This window comes from Xylanibacter muris (genome assembly GCF_013166605.1).
GTDB lineage: Bacteria > Bacteroidota > Bacteroidia > Bacteroidales > Bacteroidaceae > Prevotella > Prevotella muris.
In genome coordinates this window covers 267,295-284,769 of sequence record NZ_JABKKF010000002.1, presented here as the reverse complement: position 1 = coordinate 284,769, position 17,475 = coordinate 267,295, and the positions used below count along the sequence as shown (strand labels likewise).

The window sequence follows — 17,475 nt, the reverse complement described above, 5'->3', positions numbered from 1 at the left end:
ACTACCGGCATATTATCTTCTTTGACTTTCCGCTACGGAGTATCACTATGTTCAATCCCTTCTGCAGTCCGGAACGCTTCACACCGTCGATACCATAGATGGCGGTCACCTCGTCACCTTCATTGCCTACGACACTTCCGATACTGTTCTGATCGTCTTTGGAAAGCCTGCACTCAAGAAGCAGGTATTCGCTGAAACCGTCCGCCGAATTCCTGAAGCTTATAATATAGTTGCCCTCTTGCTTTATTTCAACCTCAAGCTCGTTGCATACCGCACCGCTTACATCGGCAGTATTGCTTCCTGTGGCATCCGGAGCTGCCGCATGAACCTTTGATGCAGCCACGGCCTTTCCCGATGAGGCATCTATAACGGAAACCCTGTAAGACGGTTGCCCTTTCCATGCGGCTACAGCATACGAGAGCTTGTATGTTCCCGGAGAGAGTGTGAGCGGATAAGCCTCCTGGCGGCCATATTCCGCATATTTCTCGCGCCAATAAAGAGCCTTGCCCTGATATCCGGCAAAACCGACGAAAGTGCGTGCTCCCTGACCGTAGGTATTAGGATATTCATGCACTTCGTCACCCCCCTGCACAGTGCGCCATCCCTCCGGCATCGCACCTGTGCCTACAGTAGTAAAGTCAAGTTTGTATACGGATGTGGCATCAACGAATAACGGACGCAGTGTCACATTATCATCAGGCATCACGAAAGTAAGATCATCGCCTATGGCCACGTTTCCGTGTACGATTTCCCAACCGGCCAATACATATCCGTTGTCAGGTTCGACAGTCAGCATCACCTTCTCGCCCTCAGCGGCCACAGCCGTATTGGCCGTCACTTTCCCGTGCTCCACATCACGTATAGTCACAAGATATTTCTCTGCCGGCATGCCCTGCGGGGCGTATATAATCTGATCTATCATCATGTCTGTACCACCGGTGTTTGTGATTGTCAATCTGTTCGACCCACCTGAAAGCGTAGCGGTGAATGTCACCTTGCGCCATTGGTTCGTCTGTGTCTTCTCACACGAAAGAGTGTGCTCCCTTCCACCGATAGTCGCCTTAAGCTGTCCTTCCCTCACTGGTGAACTGTAACGTATGGTGACATCGTATGTACCTGCGGCAAGCTTATTGGTAGTATGGCGCAGACTTGCCGCACGGTTTGTACCCGTCTCTATGAATCCGTTGCCTATAAATCCCCTTACATCCGGACGGTTGTAATAAGGCAGTACCACACAGTCCTTTATAGAATTAAAGTCCATATCCTCGGCCTCGATGATAAGCTCACCGCTGTAATTACCTGGCTGCACCGGCATGTCAGCGGTCAATGCCGCATCGGGCAGCACATCGGTATCGCGGTCAGTGGCCTCACCCGCACAGGCAATCTCCACATCCACCGGCCCGTTATGCTTCACCTCCAGAGTATAGGTGCCGGTGGCCTGATCCCATTGTTCAGACGCAGTGGCCGTAGCCTTGCCCCGTCTTGTCATCTTATATGACGGCTGCGACACAGCTCCCTCAACCACGATTTTATCGAGAACGTTTGTCTTTACATCTGTGCGATAGTTGTTGAGATAGAATTTTATGCGGTCTGCATATTCGCGCACCACACCGCTGCCAAGCTGGCCAAGTGTCAGATTCAGGCTGCCGCAGGTGTTGTATTTTAAGGGAACGGTTGCTGAAGCCGTTGTCTTACTATTAAGATATGTATATGGAGTATACACCACAAGCTGGTTTTTATGGCGTGCCACAAAAAGGTCTCCGGTGCTTGTCTCCGGATACATCTTATTATACTCTTCCACTTTCCTCGCCTCGGAAGGCCACCGTTTTGTGCGCTCCGACTTCTTCACAACCACCGGAATGGTCTTGGCGATGTCATCATACATCTCCACCGCAACAGGTATAGTGCCGTAGCGGCCGGTCTTCTTCAAATACCAGTAATTGTTCATCCACTGGCCGTTGTCCTTGTTGAACGGGTCATCCTGTTTGTACAGTCCGTCGTAGAGTGAGCCCCATGAGGCATATTTGTCCTCGTCGTTGCCCGACGTCATATCGTTCACCACAACAATCTTGGTCTTCTCCACCACTTCCTTGCGCGTTGGAATATACATGGTGCCGTCTATAATCTTACGGAACATGTCTATCCATGCGTTGTCAAATCCCGGGAAACGCCCCCAGTTGCGGCGGGTATAACCGTCGACCACGGTGTTGCTCAGATTCTGGAAGTCCTCCGTCCATATCAACTCCGGACCGTCCCACACAGCTCCGCCATTTACACATGTCTGCTCCATCACGGTGCCAATGCCAGCGGCAACAGGATACTTCCTGCCATGGTCCTTACCGAGAATATCGTCTATCGCGCCGTTCCATCCGCAGTTGTCGTAACGCACTCCGTAGTTTTTTGCCAATCCTGATATGAACGGTGACAATGTTACGCTCTCATTATTGTAAAAGCATGACGACGTTGTATATTTGAACAACCATAGTATCGCCTCCGGATAGTCGCGGCAGGCCTGCAGAAGTGCCGCATTGCGCTTCATCATGCCCACGGGGTTCAGCCCGTGCGACCAGATGTTTCCGCAGAAACTGATTGTCAGGAACCCTCCATAGCGGTGGGACATCGGTATAAGCTTTGAGAAAAGCTCAAGGCGCGCGAGCTGAGAGCTCGAACTTTTGTCACCCGGCTCATCGAATCCCCAAAACTGCTCGGCAAAGTTCCATCCGAGGAAGTTGGGATAACGCTTGAAGAAATATTCAAACGTTTCCAGGTCGTCATCCTTTATATGGGTATGTCCGCCACTGGCAGGCTGGCATGAAAACCACATGTTGTTTGCCTGACACACCGTCGCCCACGACCTGAACGTCCGCACACCGTCCTGAGGACGCATATATACATCCTTTTCCTTGTCGTAGCTGCACGACAGCGACAGATTCAGACAGACATAGGGCTTTATGTCGTCGGGAATAAGATTAATGATTTTCTGCGGATCAGCCTGATTCCATACATCCACATGTATAAGCCACATAGGATGTCTCGCATCTACCGGACGACGCTCCTGAGCCGACAATACACTGGTTCCGGAACAGAAGACGGCCAGCATAAAAAACAATTTAAACAGTCTTATCTTCATTACTTAAAAAATTATATTTGTGTAACACTAAATCATCCAAATGTCACTGCCATACGACAGACAAAAACCGATGTCACAAACGACAGCCTATTCCGGAAAGCACACGGCACAGAACGCCACGGCATCTTAAGAGGAATAGAAACGCACAAACATTTTCCGGTCATACAATTGTGTTATTTGATGATTGCAAAGTTACAGTAAATCCGGCTCACACTCTTTGGCATTTGTTTCATTGTCTTTCAGAATTGTATCAAAGCCCTGTCTTTAACGGCAGAAAAAGAGCCCGAATCAAAACAATATCAGATTTACAAACAAAAAGTATTGTAAGAATTTGGCCATTAGGAAAAAACTTTGTAATTTTGCCACCCAAAAGCGGAAAGAATCATTTTTAACAATAATATTTAAATCAAAATGAAACAAGGTATTCATCCAGAAAACTATCGCCCCGTCGTATTTAAGGATATGTCCAACGGCGATATGTTCCTTACACGTTCTACATGCAAGAGTACAGAGACAGTAGAATTTGAAGGCGAAACTTACCCGGTGGTAAAAGTCGAAATCTCAAGCACCTCTCACCCGTTCTATACAGGTAAGAAGAAGCTCGTTGACACAGCAGGACGTGTCGACAAGTTCATGAGCCGCTACGGTAAGGCCGCAAAGAAATAAGACATACATACACGGAAATATATTTAAAAGGTGTGACCAGGCAATTGCAGATGCCGGCCGCACCTTTTTATTTTTTAAAAAAAACGTTACACATACCTGCATAACCGCACTACTGCATAAAAAAACATAATAAACAAAGTCTATCTTTGTTCTTTAAAAAGAAAATGCGTATTTTTGCGTCACGTAAAATAAATTGCAAATCCGAATGCAGAGACAATACTTGTTTTGAATATGCATAGGCGCAGCGTTTATTGATACACATTTTTAAATAAATATCAGAACAATTATTTTTTATCGAACTAAATATGACTACAGTATTTGATTTCTCTGTAAAAGACAGAAAAGGAAAAGAGGTTTCTCTAAAAGAGTATTCCAACGAAGTATTACTTATAGTAAACACCGCCACAAAATGCGGATTCACACCACAGTATGAGGAACTTGAGAAACTGTATGAAAAATATCATTCAAAAGGTTTCGAAGTTCTCGACTTTCCATGCAACCAGTTCGGACAGCAGGCTCCCGGAACAGACGAATCCATACACAGCTTCTGCAAGCTTACATACGGGACAGAGTTTCCACGGTTCAAGAAACTAAAGGTAAACGGTGACGACGCTGACCCGCTATACAAATATCTCAAGGAACAAAAAGGGTTCGCAGGATGGAATCCGGCACATCCGCTCACAAAAGTGCTTGATGACATGCTCAGCAAGGAAGACCCCGACTATAAAGAGAAGTCCGATATAAAATGGAACTTCACAAAATTCCTCGTAAACAAGCTCGGTATCGTAGTAGAGCGTTTCGAACCCACAGAAAGCCTCGAGAATATCAGCAAGAAAATAGAAGAGCTGCTGTAATCACCCGAACCGGAACACACGCAGCCCCATGATACATTAATCAGCAATAAGAATATATGGCACAAGACAGAGAACACACACGCTGCCTCATCATAGGCAGCGGTCCGGCCGGATATACAGCGGCCATATACGCATCGAGGGCAAACCTAAGCCCCGTGGAATACAGCGGCCTTCAGCCGGGAGGACAGCTCACCCAGACAACCACAGTGGAAAACTTTCCTGGATACCCGGCAGGAGTTGACGGCAACCAGATGATGGGCGACCTGCGTGAACAGGCCGAACATTTCGGTGCCGACATACGTGACGGAGAAATAGTCAAGGCAGACCTGTCAAAGGCTCCCTACATCCTCACCACGGATGACGGCAAGGAGATTGAAGCCGACACCGTCATCATAGCCACCGGAGCATCCGCAAAATATCTCGGCCTTCCGGACGAGGAGAAATATAACGGCATGGGAGTATCCGCATGCGCCACATGCGACGGCTTTTTCTACAGAAAGAAAACGGTAGCCGTTGTCGGAGGAGGTGACACAGCCTGTGAAGACGCACTGTATCTGGCGGGAATGGCAAAGAAAGTATACCTTATAGTGCGCAAACCGTTCCTACGCGCATCTAAGGTGATGCAAGAACGCGTGATGAGCACCGAAAATATAGAGATTCTCTTTGAACACAACACGCTTGGACTTTTCGGAGAAAACGGCGTGGAAGGCGCACACCTTGTGAAACGCAAAGGCATGCCTGACGAAGAGAACGTGGATATTGCCATCGACGGCTTCTTCCTTGCCATCGGACACAAGCCAAACAGCGACATATTCAAGGAATGGCTCGACACCGACGAGGTGGGATATCTGAAAAAGATTGACGGCACTCCAAAGACAAAAGTTCCCGGTGTATTCGTGGCAGGAGATGTGGCCGATCCTATATACCGACAGGCCATAACAGCCGCAGGAACCGGATGCCAGGCTGCAATAGAGGCAGAAAGATATCTGTCGGAACACAACCTATAGGAGAATAGGATTTATCCGAAAACCGAAAATAATATGAATCCCTGCCATATATAGCATCTGGCAGGGATTCTGTATTCTCCCCCAACCGGTAATCAGACCGTGAGGCATATAAAAACAAACCTTCCCGCGAAACTTGCCGATTCATACGCTTCGGTCAAAAAGACAGGTTTCCCTTTCCTGTTCATATTCTTTCCACACAAATATTGATAAATGGATGTAAAGCATGTGGAAAAATCCGTTTATCCTCCTTTTTTGATAAAAATCCCCCTTTTTTCTGCCTTATACATTATATTTTTGCCTAAACAAACAGCTACAAACCACAGGGTTTTCCATGCGCATTCAATGGAATATAAGCCGCAGACAAAACCATGGCCCTTTACCGTATGTATAAGACAAATAAATTAAAAACTATCAAACAAATTAAACAGCAATGAGATCAAAACTTTTTTCTATTTTCCACTTTCCATACAGACACTTCACATTGGTTTGCCTGTTATGTATAGGAATGGAAAGTGTCAATGGCATGATTGCCTCCGGTTTGCCGGCATTTCCGAATGCCGAAGGTTTCGGACGCTACACCTCAGGCGGACGTGGCGGGAAAGTATATCACGTCAACACACTTGAAGACGGTATGCAAGAAGGCACCTTACGTCACGCCCTGATGCAGGAAGGCAGACGTACTGTCGTTTTCGATGTGGCAGGAACCATTTTTCTCAACCGCGGCTTGCGCATAATGAACGGTGACCTGACCATAGCCGGACAGACAGCGCCCGGACAGGGCATCTGCATAGCCCGTTATCCGGTTACAATAAACGCAAGCAATGTCATTGTCCGTTACATCCGGTTCCGTGTAGGCAATGAGGGAAAGGGCGAACCTGACGGCCTGTGCTGCATGGACAGCAAAAACGTGATCATCGACCATTGTTCTATCAGCTGGTCGGTGGATGAAACATGTTCCGTATATGGCGGAGAAAACCTGACAGTGCAATGGTGTCTTATCTCTGAAAGTCTGCGCACAGCCGGACATTCCAAGGGAAGCCATGGATACGGAGCAATCTGGGGAGGCGCAAAAGCGTCATTCCACCATAATCTGCTGGCACATCACGAGAGTCGCGCCCCACGTCTCGGTCCGCGCCCGGGTACACAAGACCGCGAGTACATGGACATGCGCAATAACGTCATTTACAACTGGGCCGGCCACGGGTGTTACGGTGGCGAAGGCATGAAGGTCAATATCGTCAATAACTACTATAAACCCGGACCGGCCACTCCCCGAAAAGGCAATATCAGCTACAGGATTGCAGCCGTCGGCATACGTACGACACAATACTGCCACAAAAAAGACGGCACTCCCAATGTATGGAAACCGATGGAGCATGTATGGGGACGTTTTTACGTAGACGGAAACATAGTGGAAGGTCATCCCGATGTCACACGTGACAACTGGACGAAAGGCATTTACGGACAGATAGACAATGCAGCCTGCGACAACACCTTTACAGAACAGGTAAAGAAAGAAATACGTCTGGACGCTCCTTTGGAGACTGGGGTGATTACTACCCATACAGCGGAAGAAGCATATCGCCTGGTACTGGAAGATGCGGGATGTTCGAAATGGCGGGACATTATCGATGAACGTATTGTTTCTGAAACACGAAACGGAACGGCAACATATACGGGCAGTATAACCCCCAATGCCAATTATTTTCCAGGATTGATTGATATTCCCGACGATGTGAAACCGGAAGGAGCCGCATGTGCATGGCCGGAACTTACAGACGGAGGCGTTGCAGCCTGCGACTTGAAAGATACGGACGGTGACGGTATTCCCGACGCTTGGGAAACAAGCCACGGACTGAATCCCAAGGATTCCTCAGACGGAACACATACCACTTTGAGCAAAGAAGGATATACAAATCTGGAGGTATATCTGAACAGTATTGTAGAAAAGATTTGAGTGCATTAACTTAATTAAAAGAACCATATCATGAAAAAAGTAGTTTTAGCAGCGGTGCTGGCCGGAGCTCTTCAGACCGGATACGCACAAAACACCTCACCGTCTTATCATGCAACAGTGGCACAAGACGGCAGCGGCAATTACACAAGTGTTCAGGCTGCAGTAAATGCCGCACCGGAAAACAGGAATGAACCTTGGTGCATCTTTGTGAAAAACGGTTCATACAGAGAGCAGGTCATTGTTCCGAAAAACAAGTCATATATACACCTGATAGGTCAGGATAAAAACAAAACCGTCATCCATCATAATCTTAATGTGGGCGGTAAGCCTCAAGATGGAGAAGAGCCGTCCAAGACGGAATATTGGAAGCATTCGGTTCACAATCCCGCATCAGAGGTGGCCGGATTTGAAGGTACAGTGGTGAAAGTGGAAGGCGACCACTTTTATTCCGAAAATATTTCTTATGTCAATGACTGGGGAGTGGAAAGCCGGAAAGGTCCGCAGGCACTTGCCATAATGCTCAGAGGCGACTGCGCGGCATTCTATAACTGCATTTTCCGCTCATTCCAAGACACCTGGATGACATCTAAAAACGATTCACATCGCCTTTACGTAAAGGATTGCCATATTGAAGGTGCGGTAGACTATTTCTATGGCGGTGGTGATGCATTGCTCGAGAACTGTACTTTATATAATGTGCGCAGCGGTTCGGTCATAGTTGCCCCATGCCATAAAAATGCAAAATTCGGCTATGTGTTCCGCGATTGTGTAGTGGACGGCAATGAGGCGGCATCCGATGGAAAACAAAAACTTGGACGTCCGTGGCATAATTCTCCTATTGCTGTGTATATCAATACGACCATGCGCATCCCCATAGCTCCGGAAGGATGGACAAATATGGGAACTATTCCCGGACTTTTCGCCGAATATGGAAGCCACGATACAAATGGGAAGATACTGGACTTAAGCCGACGCAAAACCGAATATGAGGGACGTGGCAAAGAAGCAGGAAAAGGCTCCTGCCGGGCTGTCATCACAAAAGAAGAGGCAGACAAGCTGACATACGAACGTATGATAATGGGAAATGACGGATGGAATCCGCGCGCGTTTATGGGAAAACACCGGTAAAACCAGCAGAATGCACAGACAATGAAAATGCCTGCCATATCTCCAACTGTTAATTTATCAAAATAAGACCAATTATGATAATTTTTTGAAATCTATTTACATTTCCAACAAATGTAAAATCCTCTTTCGATGAATGGCATGTTCATGCTCAATGAATGGCATGTTCATCGACCGTGAATGGCCTATTCATCAAGCGTGAATAGGCCATTCATTTTGGCACACTTTTTGTCTGTATCTAACACATTATATATCAAACAGTTACAAGTCTTATAAGGAATTAAAGAATGAGGCAAAACCGCCTTGTGAATTTTTATTACATATCAAGACGCTTGATGTGATTATCTTACCTTACCACTATTGTCTTGAACCAATCCCTAAGCACTCCCTTATATCTGTTCTGAGAATCACTCAAAAGAATAATCACACGGCTACCGTCAGCCAACAACGGCCCCAAACACATTCCCTCATAATTCGCAAACGACAAACCGGTAAGGGAAATACGTGTACGGAACGAAACAAGTTCTTTTTTTGACACAGCTTTTACAGAGGAATCCTGAGCTTGCAATACGCTATATGGACTCACCACAAACAAACGGCAGTTTACAAATGAGCCGAGTTTCCTCTTCGACACAAATATCTCACGCTCAAGAACAAGCATACGCCCGTCTCCCAAGGCACAGAGCTCGCTTACACCCATTGCATACATTGACGGACGTTTTTTTGCCAAAGGCGGTTCCATTTCATAATAGCACCATCCGCACGGCTGAAGGCTGTCATTGAAACACTGCAGACGAAGACGGTTGCGCACCGGATTCTGAGGCGTGGCCCGGGAACCGTCTACGGGAAGGGTGCTCTCCGTGACAGTCCAAAAACAGCGGTTGCAACTGTCGTACGTCAGTGATTCAAAACCATAATCGGAACCGGCTCCCGAATATACCGGAGGAACGGCCAGGCTTCTGCCTGTTACACTCCCGTCAAGCCTGTATTCCAATATACGGTTGTCTTTCTCACCGCTTATAAATAAAGTATTGCTGTGAGGAAGATAAACAATGCCTTCCTGATCGCGATTAGGAAGCGTGTCGCCATTATGCGCCAATGCATATACAAAGCCCCTGTCGCCTACAGACTTCAGCTTTCCGGTGACAGAATCCACAGCTATATCAAAAACAAAAAAACCGTCATGGGGCGATTTGTCGCTCACCACAGCATAAAGATTTCCACCCAAAGGGGTTATGCCGCTGTAATTGCCGGCCGGAACAGACGAGGAAAACGAACGCTGGGCATTATTACGCACCACCCTCAAATCATTACCCTGAGCCAACAATGGCCTGCCTGCAAGCAAAAGCATTGTCAGACAAGCCATCATATAAACATTCAACCGGTCATTCATAATCATCTATGACCGCATTCACAAAATCCATCATCGGCTTGCCGGCCTTGAATACCCGTTCCATTGTGTCAAGCCAGCCGTCGCCTTCAAAAAAATCATCGGCAACCTGATGCCAGCAGCAATAGTCTTTCTGACGAAGATAATCTATATACTGATAATCGCGGGGAAATCCCGAAGGACATGTTTTCAGACGCTCCAGACCGAAACCCTGAGCGTCATTCCAGGACGCTGACGACGGGGCACCGAAGAACTTCAGAAACTCCTCGTTGCGGACACGCCTCAGCCATTCATCAATATTTCCCATTATCTCATTCCTGCACGAGGTGAGGATATTTGTCGGAAGCCAATAGTTGCCACAAGACAAAAGGCTATGTCCGGCCTCAAGATGAATATAATACCCGCCATGAAGCGACTTCTTGCCATGGGCAGCTATATAGGCACCGAAATGATTCTTATATGGAGACTTGTCGGCAGAGAAACGGGTGTCACGATAGAAACGGTAAGTCGAATCCTTCACGGTGACATGGGCAACCGAAGGATCAAACGCCGCAATACGGTTTATGGCCATGGCCACGCCATCCTCAAAATCGGCACGTGCCTCATCGTAATAAGCTCTGTTGGCATGAAACCATTCGCGGTCGTTGTTTGCCGAAATATCCCTCAAAAACTGAAATATAAGTCTTGTATTCATAATCAATAAGTTACAGTAAGCGGTGTCTTCACATTCTCAATGAACGACTCTGCCCTCAACTGCCATTCCTTCAAACTGCGGCAATCATACTTACTCCATGCGGAACCTGAATAATATGTGAACTTATCACCGTCATTATATCCGTTAAGCATCCCCAATACATGGCCGGCAATATCACCGTCAGGTTTGTCGTAAAATACTTTTTTTGTGACTACTGCATTATATGGAAACAACGCCCCCACATATATCTGGAAATTATGGCCCTCAGGATTATTTGTCGGATCGGCATAAAGCACATAGTCTTTTCCGCATACCACACTGTTTACGTCACCCGTATGAACAACAACTCCCGAGGCGACTGTGGCAGATGATGTCAGTCCGTGATAAGAAACGGAGGTCTTGTTAAAATTAGCCCCTTTGTCGAGACTTACAACGCGCGTCTCCACCACAGCAGTGTCACCGTTTATCGTGGCCGGATTATATGTAAACCTCACAGTAGTGCGCAGAGGTCCGTTGTCCAGTATCTCATAATCACAGAAACAATAAGGAAACAATATCCTATCGCCATCCATAAGTGCGGGAGTGCCGCAACCCAACGACGGCCCCACATTATAGCAGTCAAGACCGTATCCCTGGTCAAGATGATAACTGGTTATGGCATTCAGGGAATCTGCGGCCGCCTTATTGGTTTTACGTAAATTCCTGACAATCGGCTGATAAATGTCCTCGATGTTATAACGTTCCTCCACCACGAGGTCGGGAGTGTTTTTCACCCACACGTCATTTCCGTATGATCTCTCACCACGCTTCTGGAGCGCAGGACCGTATGCACGGTAAGCTCCTCGGTCGTTCTCCCAGGCATAGTCGTCAAGACGCTCCGGATACGCACGCCCGTAGCATGAGTTTACAAACGTTTTCGGGATTCCCTTCTTTATAGTGAACTTTATCCGGGATTCAGGCAGCACAGACACATCCACAAGAATCTTTCCGTCGTGAGTTATCTGATACGCAAGCTGCTGGCCGAAGCCGTTAGTGATGACAAACTGCCGTCCTCCACTTATACCAAGCTTTGAAAATACCGTCTTCGCATCAAGTTCGACAACCTCATGACGATATCGTCCGGTAGGATTGCATATAGTGACGGTAAATGCCTTCTTGTCTACAGGATTCACTGACCCGTCATCAAAACGTACCTTCTCACAAGCTGCCAGAAGAAAGGCTCCCGTTCCGAAATTGGCTGTATTGGCTGCTGTAAGCTGCTGACCTTTTATGGCCTTCTCTCCTATAGGCTGAACATATCCTACCGAACCGTCTGGCTGAAGCGCTTTCGACACAAGATAATTCCAGGATTTATCCACCACCGGCTTATATACGGCCACATCAAGCAAGCCGTGATTCATTCCCCAAAGAAGACCGTATGTAAAGAAAGCCGTTCCGCTTGTTTCCGGGCCTTCCGCCTGTTCGGGATCAAGCATTGAACGTGTCCAATATCCTTCTTTCTGCTGGCATTTGCTCACCGCCTCGGCCAGCTGAAGATAACGCTGAAGAAAAAACGGACGGTGCTTATAATCTGCCGGCATATCGGCAAGAACCTTCGCCAACCCGGCCAAAACCCATCCGTCGCCACGTGCCCAAAAGTCTTTTTTCCCCGTATCTGTCTTATGTTTAGGATATATATACTTGCCGTCACGGTAGTAGAGATGTGTATCATCATCAAACATCAGGTCATCGGCATACTTGAAATTGGCATAAAGCTTGTCAAGATATTTAATGTCGCCTGTAATCCCGTACAACTTCGTCATAACCGGCATCACCATATACAGAGCATCCGCCCACCACCAGAAATCGGTATCCGGCATGGCGCACTCATGATCCATGACTTCTTTTGCGCGTGCCGTCTTATAGGCATTGGGATTCATTTCATACATGTCTATATAAGTCTGGAAACAAATCTGCCAATCACCGAAAAGCACATAGTCCTGCCCCTCACCATAATTCTTATATTTCCATTTGGACGGGTCTTTTTCCATGGCTCCGCTCCATTTATTGTGACGCGCCCATTTATCGCTATATTCGAGATATCCGGCATTGCCGGTAAGCCTGTATGCCTCCATATTACCTGTAAAATATGCCGCATTATCCCAAAATGCACGCACATACGGACTGTTGGTTCTCTGCCAATGTGAGTTCACCTTTTCTATAATCTCTATAGTAGAAGGCATGGCTTTAATCTTCTTCGCCTTTGCCTCCGACATCGCAGGCATAAGCATCAATGCCGAAACAATTAAAACAACAGATAGTCTTTTCATTATAAGTCAGTAATAATAATTATTATATATAAAATCTCATTATAAACCTTTTCTCATCTCGGAATCAAAGAATCTTATAGCCTGACGGAAAAGATGATTGCGTGTATTGCCACCATAGATGCTATGATTACGGTTGGTATATATATTCTCACGAAAATCCTTGTCGGCCTGCACCAGTGCTTCCGTATATTCCACAGTGTTGCGGTAATGAACATTGTCGTCCGCCATACCGTGGCATATAAGCAGCGCACCGCTAAGACTTGAAGCACGCGCTATAGGATTAACCTCGTCATAACCAGAAGGATTCTCTTTCGGTGTGCGCATATAACGCTCTGAATATACAGTGTCGTAAAAACGCCACGTCGTAGGAGGAGCGATGGCAACTCCCGCACGGAACACATCACGCCCCTCGCTCATGCTCATCAGAGTATTCCATCCGCCATAGCTCCATCCCCATATCCCGATCCTATCTTTATCCACATAGCTCTGTTTTCCAAGCCAGATGGCGGCCTCAACCTGATCGCGCGCCTCTTTCTCGCCAAGGCGCAGGTAGGTACACTTTTCGAACTCGGCTCCCCTACCACCTGTTCCTCGCCCGTCGACACATACAACAAGATAGCCGTTTTGTGCAAGATACTGTTCGAGCACCATGCCCTGACCGCACATACCATTGTTCCAACGGTTAAGGACCTGCTGGCTTCCGGGACCTCCATACTGATACATTATCACAGGATAACGCTTGCTGCCGTCAAATCCGGCAGGCTTCACCATCCACCCATTCAGGCTTACTCCCTCTGAAGTGGTGAAAGTGAACATCTCACGGCTACCAAGCTCATAAGCCGCCATCTTTTTCTTCAGCTGATTGTTGTCTATAAGCGTGGCAAGGTGTTTTCCTGTATTTGTATTTACCGTGTATACGGCAGGATTGTTCATATCGCTCCATATATTTATGAAATACTTGAAACCATCGCTGAACACCGCATCGTTATGTCCTGACTTCGGGGTAAGACATTCCATGCGTCCGTCCTTATGCGCCACATAAACCTGCTTCTCGGCCACACCCTTTTCATTCGCAGCAAAATACGTGTCACCGGTAGCCTCATCATAGCCGTAGACGTCCGTCACCTCAAATTTTCCTTTTGTTATCTGACGCTTCAACTGACCATTTATGGTATAAAGGTACAGATGATTATATCCGTCACGCTCACTCGCCAGAAGGATGTGCCCCGAGGTGAGCTGTACGGAAGCCATGGATTCCTCACGGATATATTTGTCCGCCTTGTCCTGAACCACCAACTTACATACCGTAGACAAAGGATCGGCAAGATAGATTGAAAGGTTGTCCTGATGACGGTTCATGGTAAACACCGCTATCTTTGTCGGATCTGACGTCATCTTTATCCTCGGTATGTATCCGTCAGCATCCACCGGCAGCTGCATCTTACGTGTCTGGCGTGACTTGATATCGAAACTGTAAACGGCTACAGAAGAATTTGTCTCACCGGCAATGGGATATTTGTAAGTATAGTGTCCAGGATAATCGGCATACCTGTCATTTGACGGATTCAAACCTTTGTAGAGTGGAAACGAATACTCCTTGACTGCCGTCTCGTCATAACGTATCCAGCAGATGGCACGGCTGTCGGCTGTAAACACCATACTGCTGTTTGTGCCGAACTCTTCCTCGTATACCCAATCCGGAATGCCGTTTATAACATTATTACGCTTTCCGTCCTTTGTCACCTGACTTTCGGCATTATCATATAGCATCTTGACAAGATATATATTATTGTCGCGCACAAAAGCTATCTGATTGCCGTCCGGTGAAAACACCGGTGTCTGCTGTGGCCCTCCCGTTGAAAGAGGCTCCATCTTATTGTTCTGTACATTATATATATAATATACAGCTGTAAATGAACGGCGGTATATGGGTTTCGTTTCTGTCTGTATAAGAATATTACGCCCGTCAGGACTGTAAATATATCCGTCAACACGGTCTATCTTCGGACCACGCACGGTATTGACATCAAAAATGACTCCGGCCTGCTTGCCCGTCTTGAAAGAATATCTCACAATTCTTTTACCGTCAGGACTTATTGAGGCATAATTCTCTCCGTCTGCCAAAGGTTCAATTCTTGCCATACTCTCACTGCGGAATTCACCGGAAGTGATACTTTTGAGACTGAGCCTTTCGCCTGCAAATACATGGCTTGCGGCAATCAACAACGCAGCACACATAAAAACTGTTCTTTTCATTATTTGTAGTTTTTATTAAATAATACCATTTATCATGCAAAGATAGTAATATTTTTTGTAATTTTGCATGTACACCGTTCTAAATAATGAACGCAAAGACGTCATTACTACCAAGATACGTGAAAAAACATCAACGGTGTTCACATATCACTAAAAATATTACAAAACAAAATGGATTCAGCTCTATATAACGACTATTCCTCATGGATCAGACAACGATTCCCGTTCCGCGTTCAGAAAATATCCGTTGATGCGGGGTTCACATGCCCAAACAGAAATGGAAGCATTGGCAGCGGCGGGTGTATATATTGCGATAACCGGACATTCAATCCGGCATACTGTGATGCCGGCAAAGGCATAACAGAACAGATAGAGGAAGGAAAGCGCTTCTTCGCAGGAAAATATCCGGAAATGAAATATATGGCATATTTCCAGGCCTTTACAAATACATACGCACCTTTGGACAAACTGAAAAGAATGTATGAGGAAGCACTGGCGTGTGACGGTATTGTGGGACTTGTCATAGGCACACGTCCCGACTGCGTGTCAGACGAACTTCTCGACTATCTTGCAGAACTGAACCGGAACATCATGGTGACAGTAGAATACGGTGTGGAGACAACAAATGACAAAACCCTCGAATTCATAAACCGCGGACATGATTTCGAATGCTCAAAGAAAGCCATAGAACAAACGGCAGAAAGAGGGATAACAACCGGAGCACATATCATATTGGGACTGCCGGGGGAAGATGCGGAAGAAAGCATAAGACAAGCCGACATTATATCGGAACTTAGTGTCAACATCCTGAAAATACATCAGATGCAAATAATCAAAGGTACAAAACTCGAACGCATATATAAAGAGAAACCGTTCCATCTGTATACCGTAGACGAATACATAACACTTGTCACAGAATATATAAGAAGGCTCAGAAAAGACATCATAATTGAAAGATTTGTATCGCAGTCGCCAAAGAATTTGCTAATAGCTCCCCATTGGGGATTAAAAAACTATGAATTTACAAATCTTCTGTCAAATCACCTGAGAAAGACAGGAGCACGCCAAGGAGACAAAAAGCACGGCTGACACCCCGTATCCAAGGCAAAACAAGAGAAAAATCAGTAATTTGCAATGTCTTTATAGTCGGTAACTTTCAACAAAGTAGCCATGTCCACATCCTTATTCCTTTGCATATACTTGTCTACCATTGCCACGTATTTCGTATTAAACACAGGCTTGTGTGTGATACTGTTTACAATCCACATTATCTTTCCTATATGCATATCACACTCCAACTGCTTTATCTCATAGTTGTATGGCATAGGATAGCAACTCAGGATGTAAAATGTAAGACAATCCGGAACAATCATAGACCGCTTCATCTGTTTACGCTGTGACTCAGGATAAAACTTCTTATAAAGCGGATAATCCGCACCAAGATATTTGTCAAGGCTTATTCCCAAAGTATTGTTACCGACAATAATACTTTGATCCAAAGCCCCTATCTGGGCATAGACCATAGGAATCTTCATACCGGGAAGCTTCTTACGCAGCTTTTTGAAAGCATTTGTAAGATCCTTGTTTATATCATCCATATAAGCATATTGCTGCTCAACCTCATTTATCAGTCCCTGAAGAATTGTATCCTGATAGAAGTTAAGAAACTTGTTGTTTATATCATGGTCATTCACATATCCTATCTTGAGAACATCCTCTATCAATGTACGGGTTTGCATCGGATAGTTGGTGTTCATCTGCTGCAGTGCTGAAAAATCACCGGTAGTAAGATAAAGACTCTCTATCCTGTCGTAACGGTCAACAACAACATTGTCACCGGGCACATCCTTGTCCGATGATTTCAGTCGCCATTCACAACTTATGCAAACAAGCAATAAAAACACAATGATATAGTATATTTTGCCCACTAATGCAAATGTTTATTGATTATTGTTAATTAACAATGCAAATATACTAATAAATATTATACAACGCAAATTTTAACCTAAAAATAAATAAATATTGTGTAGAAATAATTATTTATTTAATATTTATACTGTTGAAGAGGCTTTTTACGGGCTTTTTTA

General features: G+C 45.9%; 12 protein-coding genes. 6 read left to right on the top strand and 6 right to left on the bottom strand.

The annotated features are described in order from the left end of the window. Position 1: 1 nt before the first annotated feature. Positions 2-3,130 carry a glycoside hydrolase family 98 domain-containing protein gene (locus HPS56_RS03195; RefSeq protein WP_253952372.1) on the bottom strand — a complete coding sequence of 1,043 codons (3,129 nt, stop codon included), beginning with the start codon at positions 3,128-3,130 and terminating at the stop codon, positions 2-4. Between the two features lie 411 nt (positions 3,131-3,541). On the opposite strand from HPS56_RS03195, the gene HPS56_RS03190 reads away from it, so the two are divergent. The 5 genes from HPS56_RS03190 (at position 3,542) to HPS56_RS03170 (ending at position 8,742) form a co-directional block, all read left to right on the top strand. After that, a complete protein-coding gene (locus tag HPS56_RS03190; RefSeq protein WP_172273726.1) occupies positions 3,542-3,796 on the top strand; it encodes a type B 50S ribosomal protein L31 in 255 nt (84 codons plus the stop codon). A gap of 305 nt (positions 3,797-4,101) precedes the next feature. After that, a complete protein-coding gene (locus HPS56_RS03185; protein WP_172273723.1) occupies positions 4,102-4,650 on the top strand; it encodes a glutathione peroxidase in 549 nt (182 codons plus the stop codon). A 56-nt stretch (positions 4,651-4,706) separates the two neighbouring features. Beyond that, positions 4,707-5,657, top strand: a complete 951-nt coding sequence (gene trxB, locus HPS56_RS03180; protein ID WP_172273720.1) for a thioredoxin-disulfide reductase — start codon at positions 4,707-4,709, stop codon at positions 5,655-5,657. 505 nt (positions 5,658-6,162) lie between these two features. Continuing rightward, positions 6,163-7,614: a pectate lyase gene (locus tag HPS56_RS03175; protein ID WP_172274235.1), complete on the top strand. Its 1,452-nt coding sequence runs from the start codon at positions 6,163-6,165 to the stop codon at positions 7,612-7,614. A 30-nt stretch (positions 7,615-7,644) separates the two neighbouring features. Continuing rightward, the gene (locus tag HPS56_RS03170) at positions 7,645-8,742 is read left to right on the top strand and encodes a pectinesterase family protein (protein WP_172273717.1); all 1,098 of its coding nucleotides are present in this window, start codon (positions 7,645-7,647) and stop codon (positions 8,740-8,742) included. Between the two features lie 343 nt (positions 8,743-9,085). On the opposite strand, the gene HPS56_RS03165 is transcribed toward HPS56_RS03170, so the two are convergent. The 4 genes from HPS56_RS03165 to HPS56_RS03150 are packed head-to-tail and all read right to left on the bottom strand — an operon-like array spanning position 9,086 to position 15,388. Further along, complete coding sequence (locus tag HPS56_RS03165; RefSeq protein WP_253952371.1) at positions 9,086-10,132, bottom strand: esterase-like activity of phytase family protein; 1,047 nt, start codon at positions 10,130-10,132, stop codon at positions 9,086-9,088. Next, complete coding sequence (locus HPS56_RS03160) at positions 10,125-10,823, bottom strand: DUF2461 domain-containing protein (protein ID WP_172273714.1); 699 nt, start codon at positions 10,821-10,823, stop codon at positions 10,125-10,127. Before HPS56_RS03160 ends, HPS56_RS03165 begins: the two co-directional genes overlap by 8 nt. A 2-nt stretch (positions 10,824-10,825) precedes the next feature. After that, positions 10,826-13,135: a BT3233 family polysaccharide utilization protein gene (locus tag HPS56_RS03155; protein WP_369800267.1), complete on the bottom strand. Its 2,310-nt coding sequence runs from the start codon at positions 13,133-13,135 to the stop codon at positions 10,826-10,828. 36 nt (positions 13,136-13,171) lie between these two features. After that, positions 13,172-15,388, bottom strand: a complete 2,217-nt coding sequence (locus HPS56_RS03150; RefSeq protein ID WP_172273708.1) for a S9 family peptidase — start codon at positions 15,386-15,388, stop codon at positions 13,172-13,174. Positions 15,389-15,559: 171 nt separating this feature from the next. Between HPS56_RS03150 and mnmL the strand changes: the two genes are divergently transcribed. After that, complete coding sequence (gene mnmL, locus HPS56_RS03145; RefSeq protein WP_172273705.1) at positions 15,560-16,477, top strand: tRNA modification radical SAM protein MnmL/YtqA; 918 nt, start codon at positions 15,560-15,562, stop codon at positions 16,475-16,477. 32 nt (positions 16,478-16,509) lie between these two features. On the opposite strand, the gene HPS56_RS03140 is transcribed toward mnmL, so the two are convergent. After that, positions 16,510-17,316, bottom strand: coding sequence for a gliding motility protein GldB-related protein (locus HPS56_RS03140; protein WP_172273702.1), 807 nt, complete (start codon positions 17,314-17,316; stop codon positions 16,510-16,512). Positions 17,317-17,475: the final 159 nt, after the last annotated feature.

Coding starts and splice junctions, on each gene's coding strand:
- HPS56_RS03185 (WP_172273723.1), top strand. CDS start 4,102: ATGACTACAGTATTTGATTTCTCTGTAAAAGACAGAAAAGGAAAAGAG.
- HPS56_RS03195 (WP_253952372.1), bottom strand. CDS start 3,130: ATGAAGATAAGACTGTTTAAATTGTTTTTTATGCTGGCCGTCTTCTGT.
- HPS56_RS03165 (WP_253952371.1), bottom strand. CDS start 10,132: ATGAATGACCGGTTGAATGTTTATATGATGGCTTGTCTGACAATGCTT.
- HPS56_RS03170 (WP_172273717.1), top strand. CDS start 7,645: ATGAAAAAAGTAGTTTTAGCAGCGGTGCTGGCCGGAGCTCTTCAGACC.
- HPS56_RS03150 (WP_172273708.1), bottom strand. CDS start 15,388: ATGAAAAGAACAGTTTTTATGTGTGCTGCGTTGTTGATTGCCGCAAGC.
- HPS56_RS03160 (WP_172273714.1), bottom strand. CDS start 10,823: ATGAATACAAGACTTATATTTCAGTTTTTGAGGGATATTTCGGCAAAC.
- HPS56_RS03190 (WP_172273726.1), top strand. CDS start 3,542: ATGAAACAAGGTATTCATCCAGAAAACTATCGCCCCGTCGTATTTAAG.
- HPS56_RS03175 (WP_172274235.1), top strand. CDS start 6,163: ATGGAAAGTGTCAATGGCATGATTGCCTCCGGTTTGCCGGCATTTCCG.
- mnmL (WP_172273705.1), top strand. CDS start 15,560: ATGGATTCAGCTCTATATAACGACTATTCCTCATGGATCAGACAACGA.
- trxB (WP_172273720.1), top strand. CDS start 4,707: ATGGCACAAGACAGAGAACACACACGCTGCCTCATCATAGGCAGCGGT.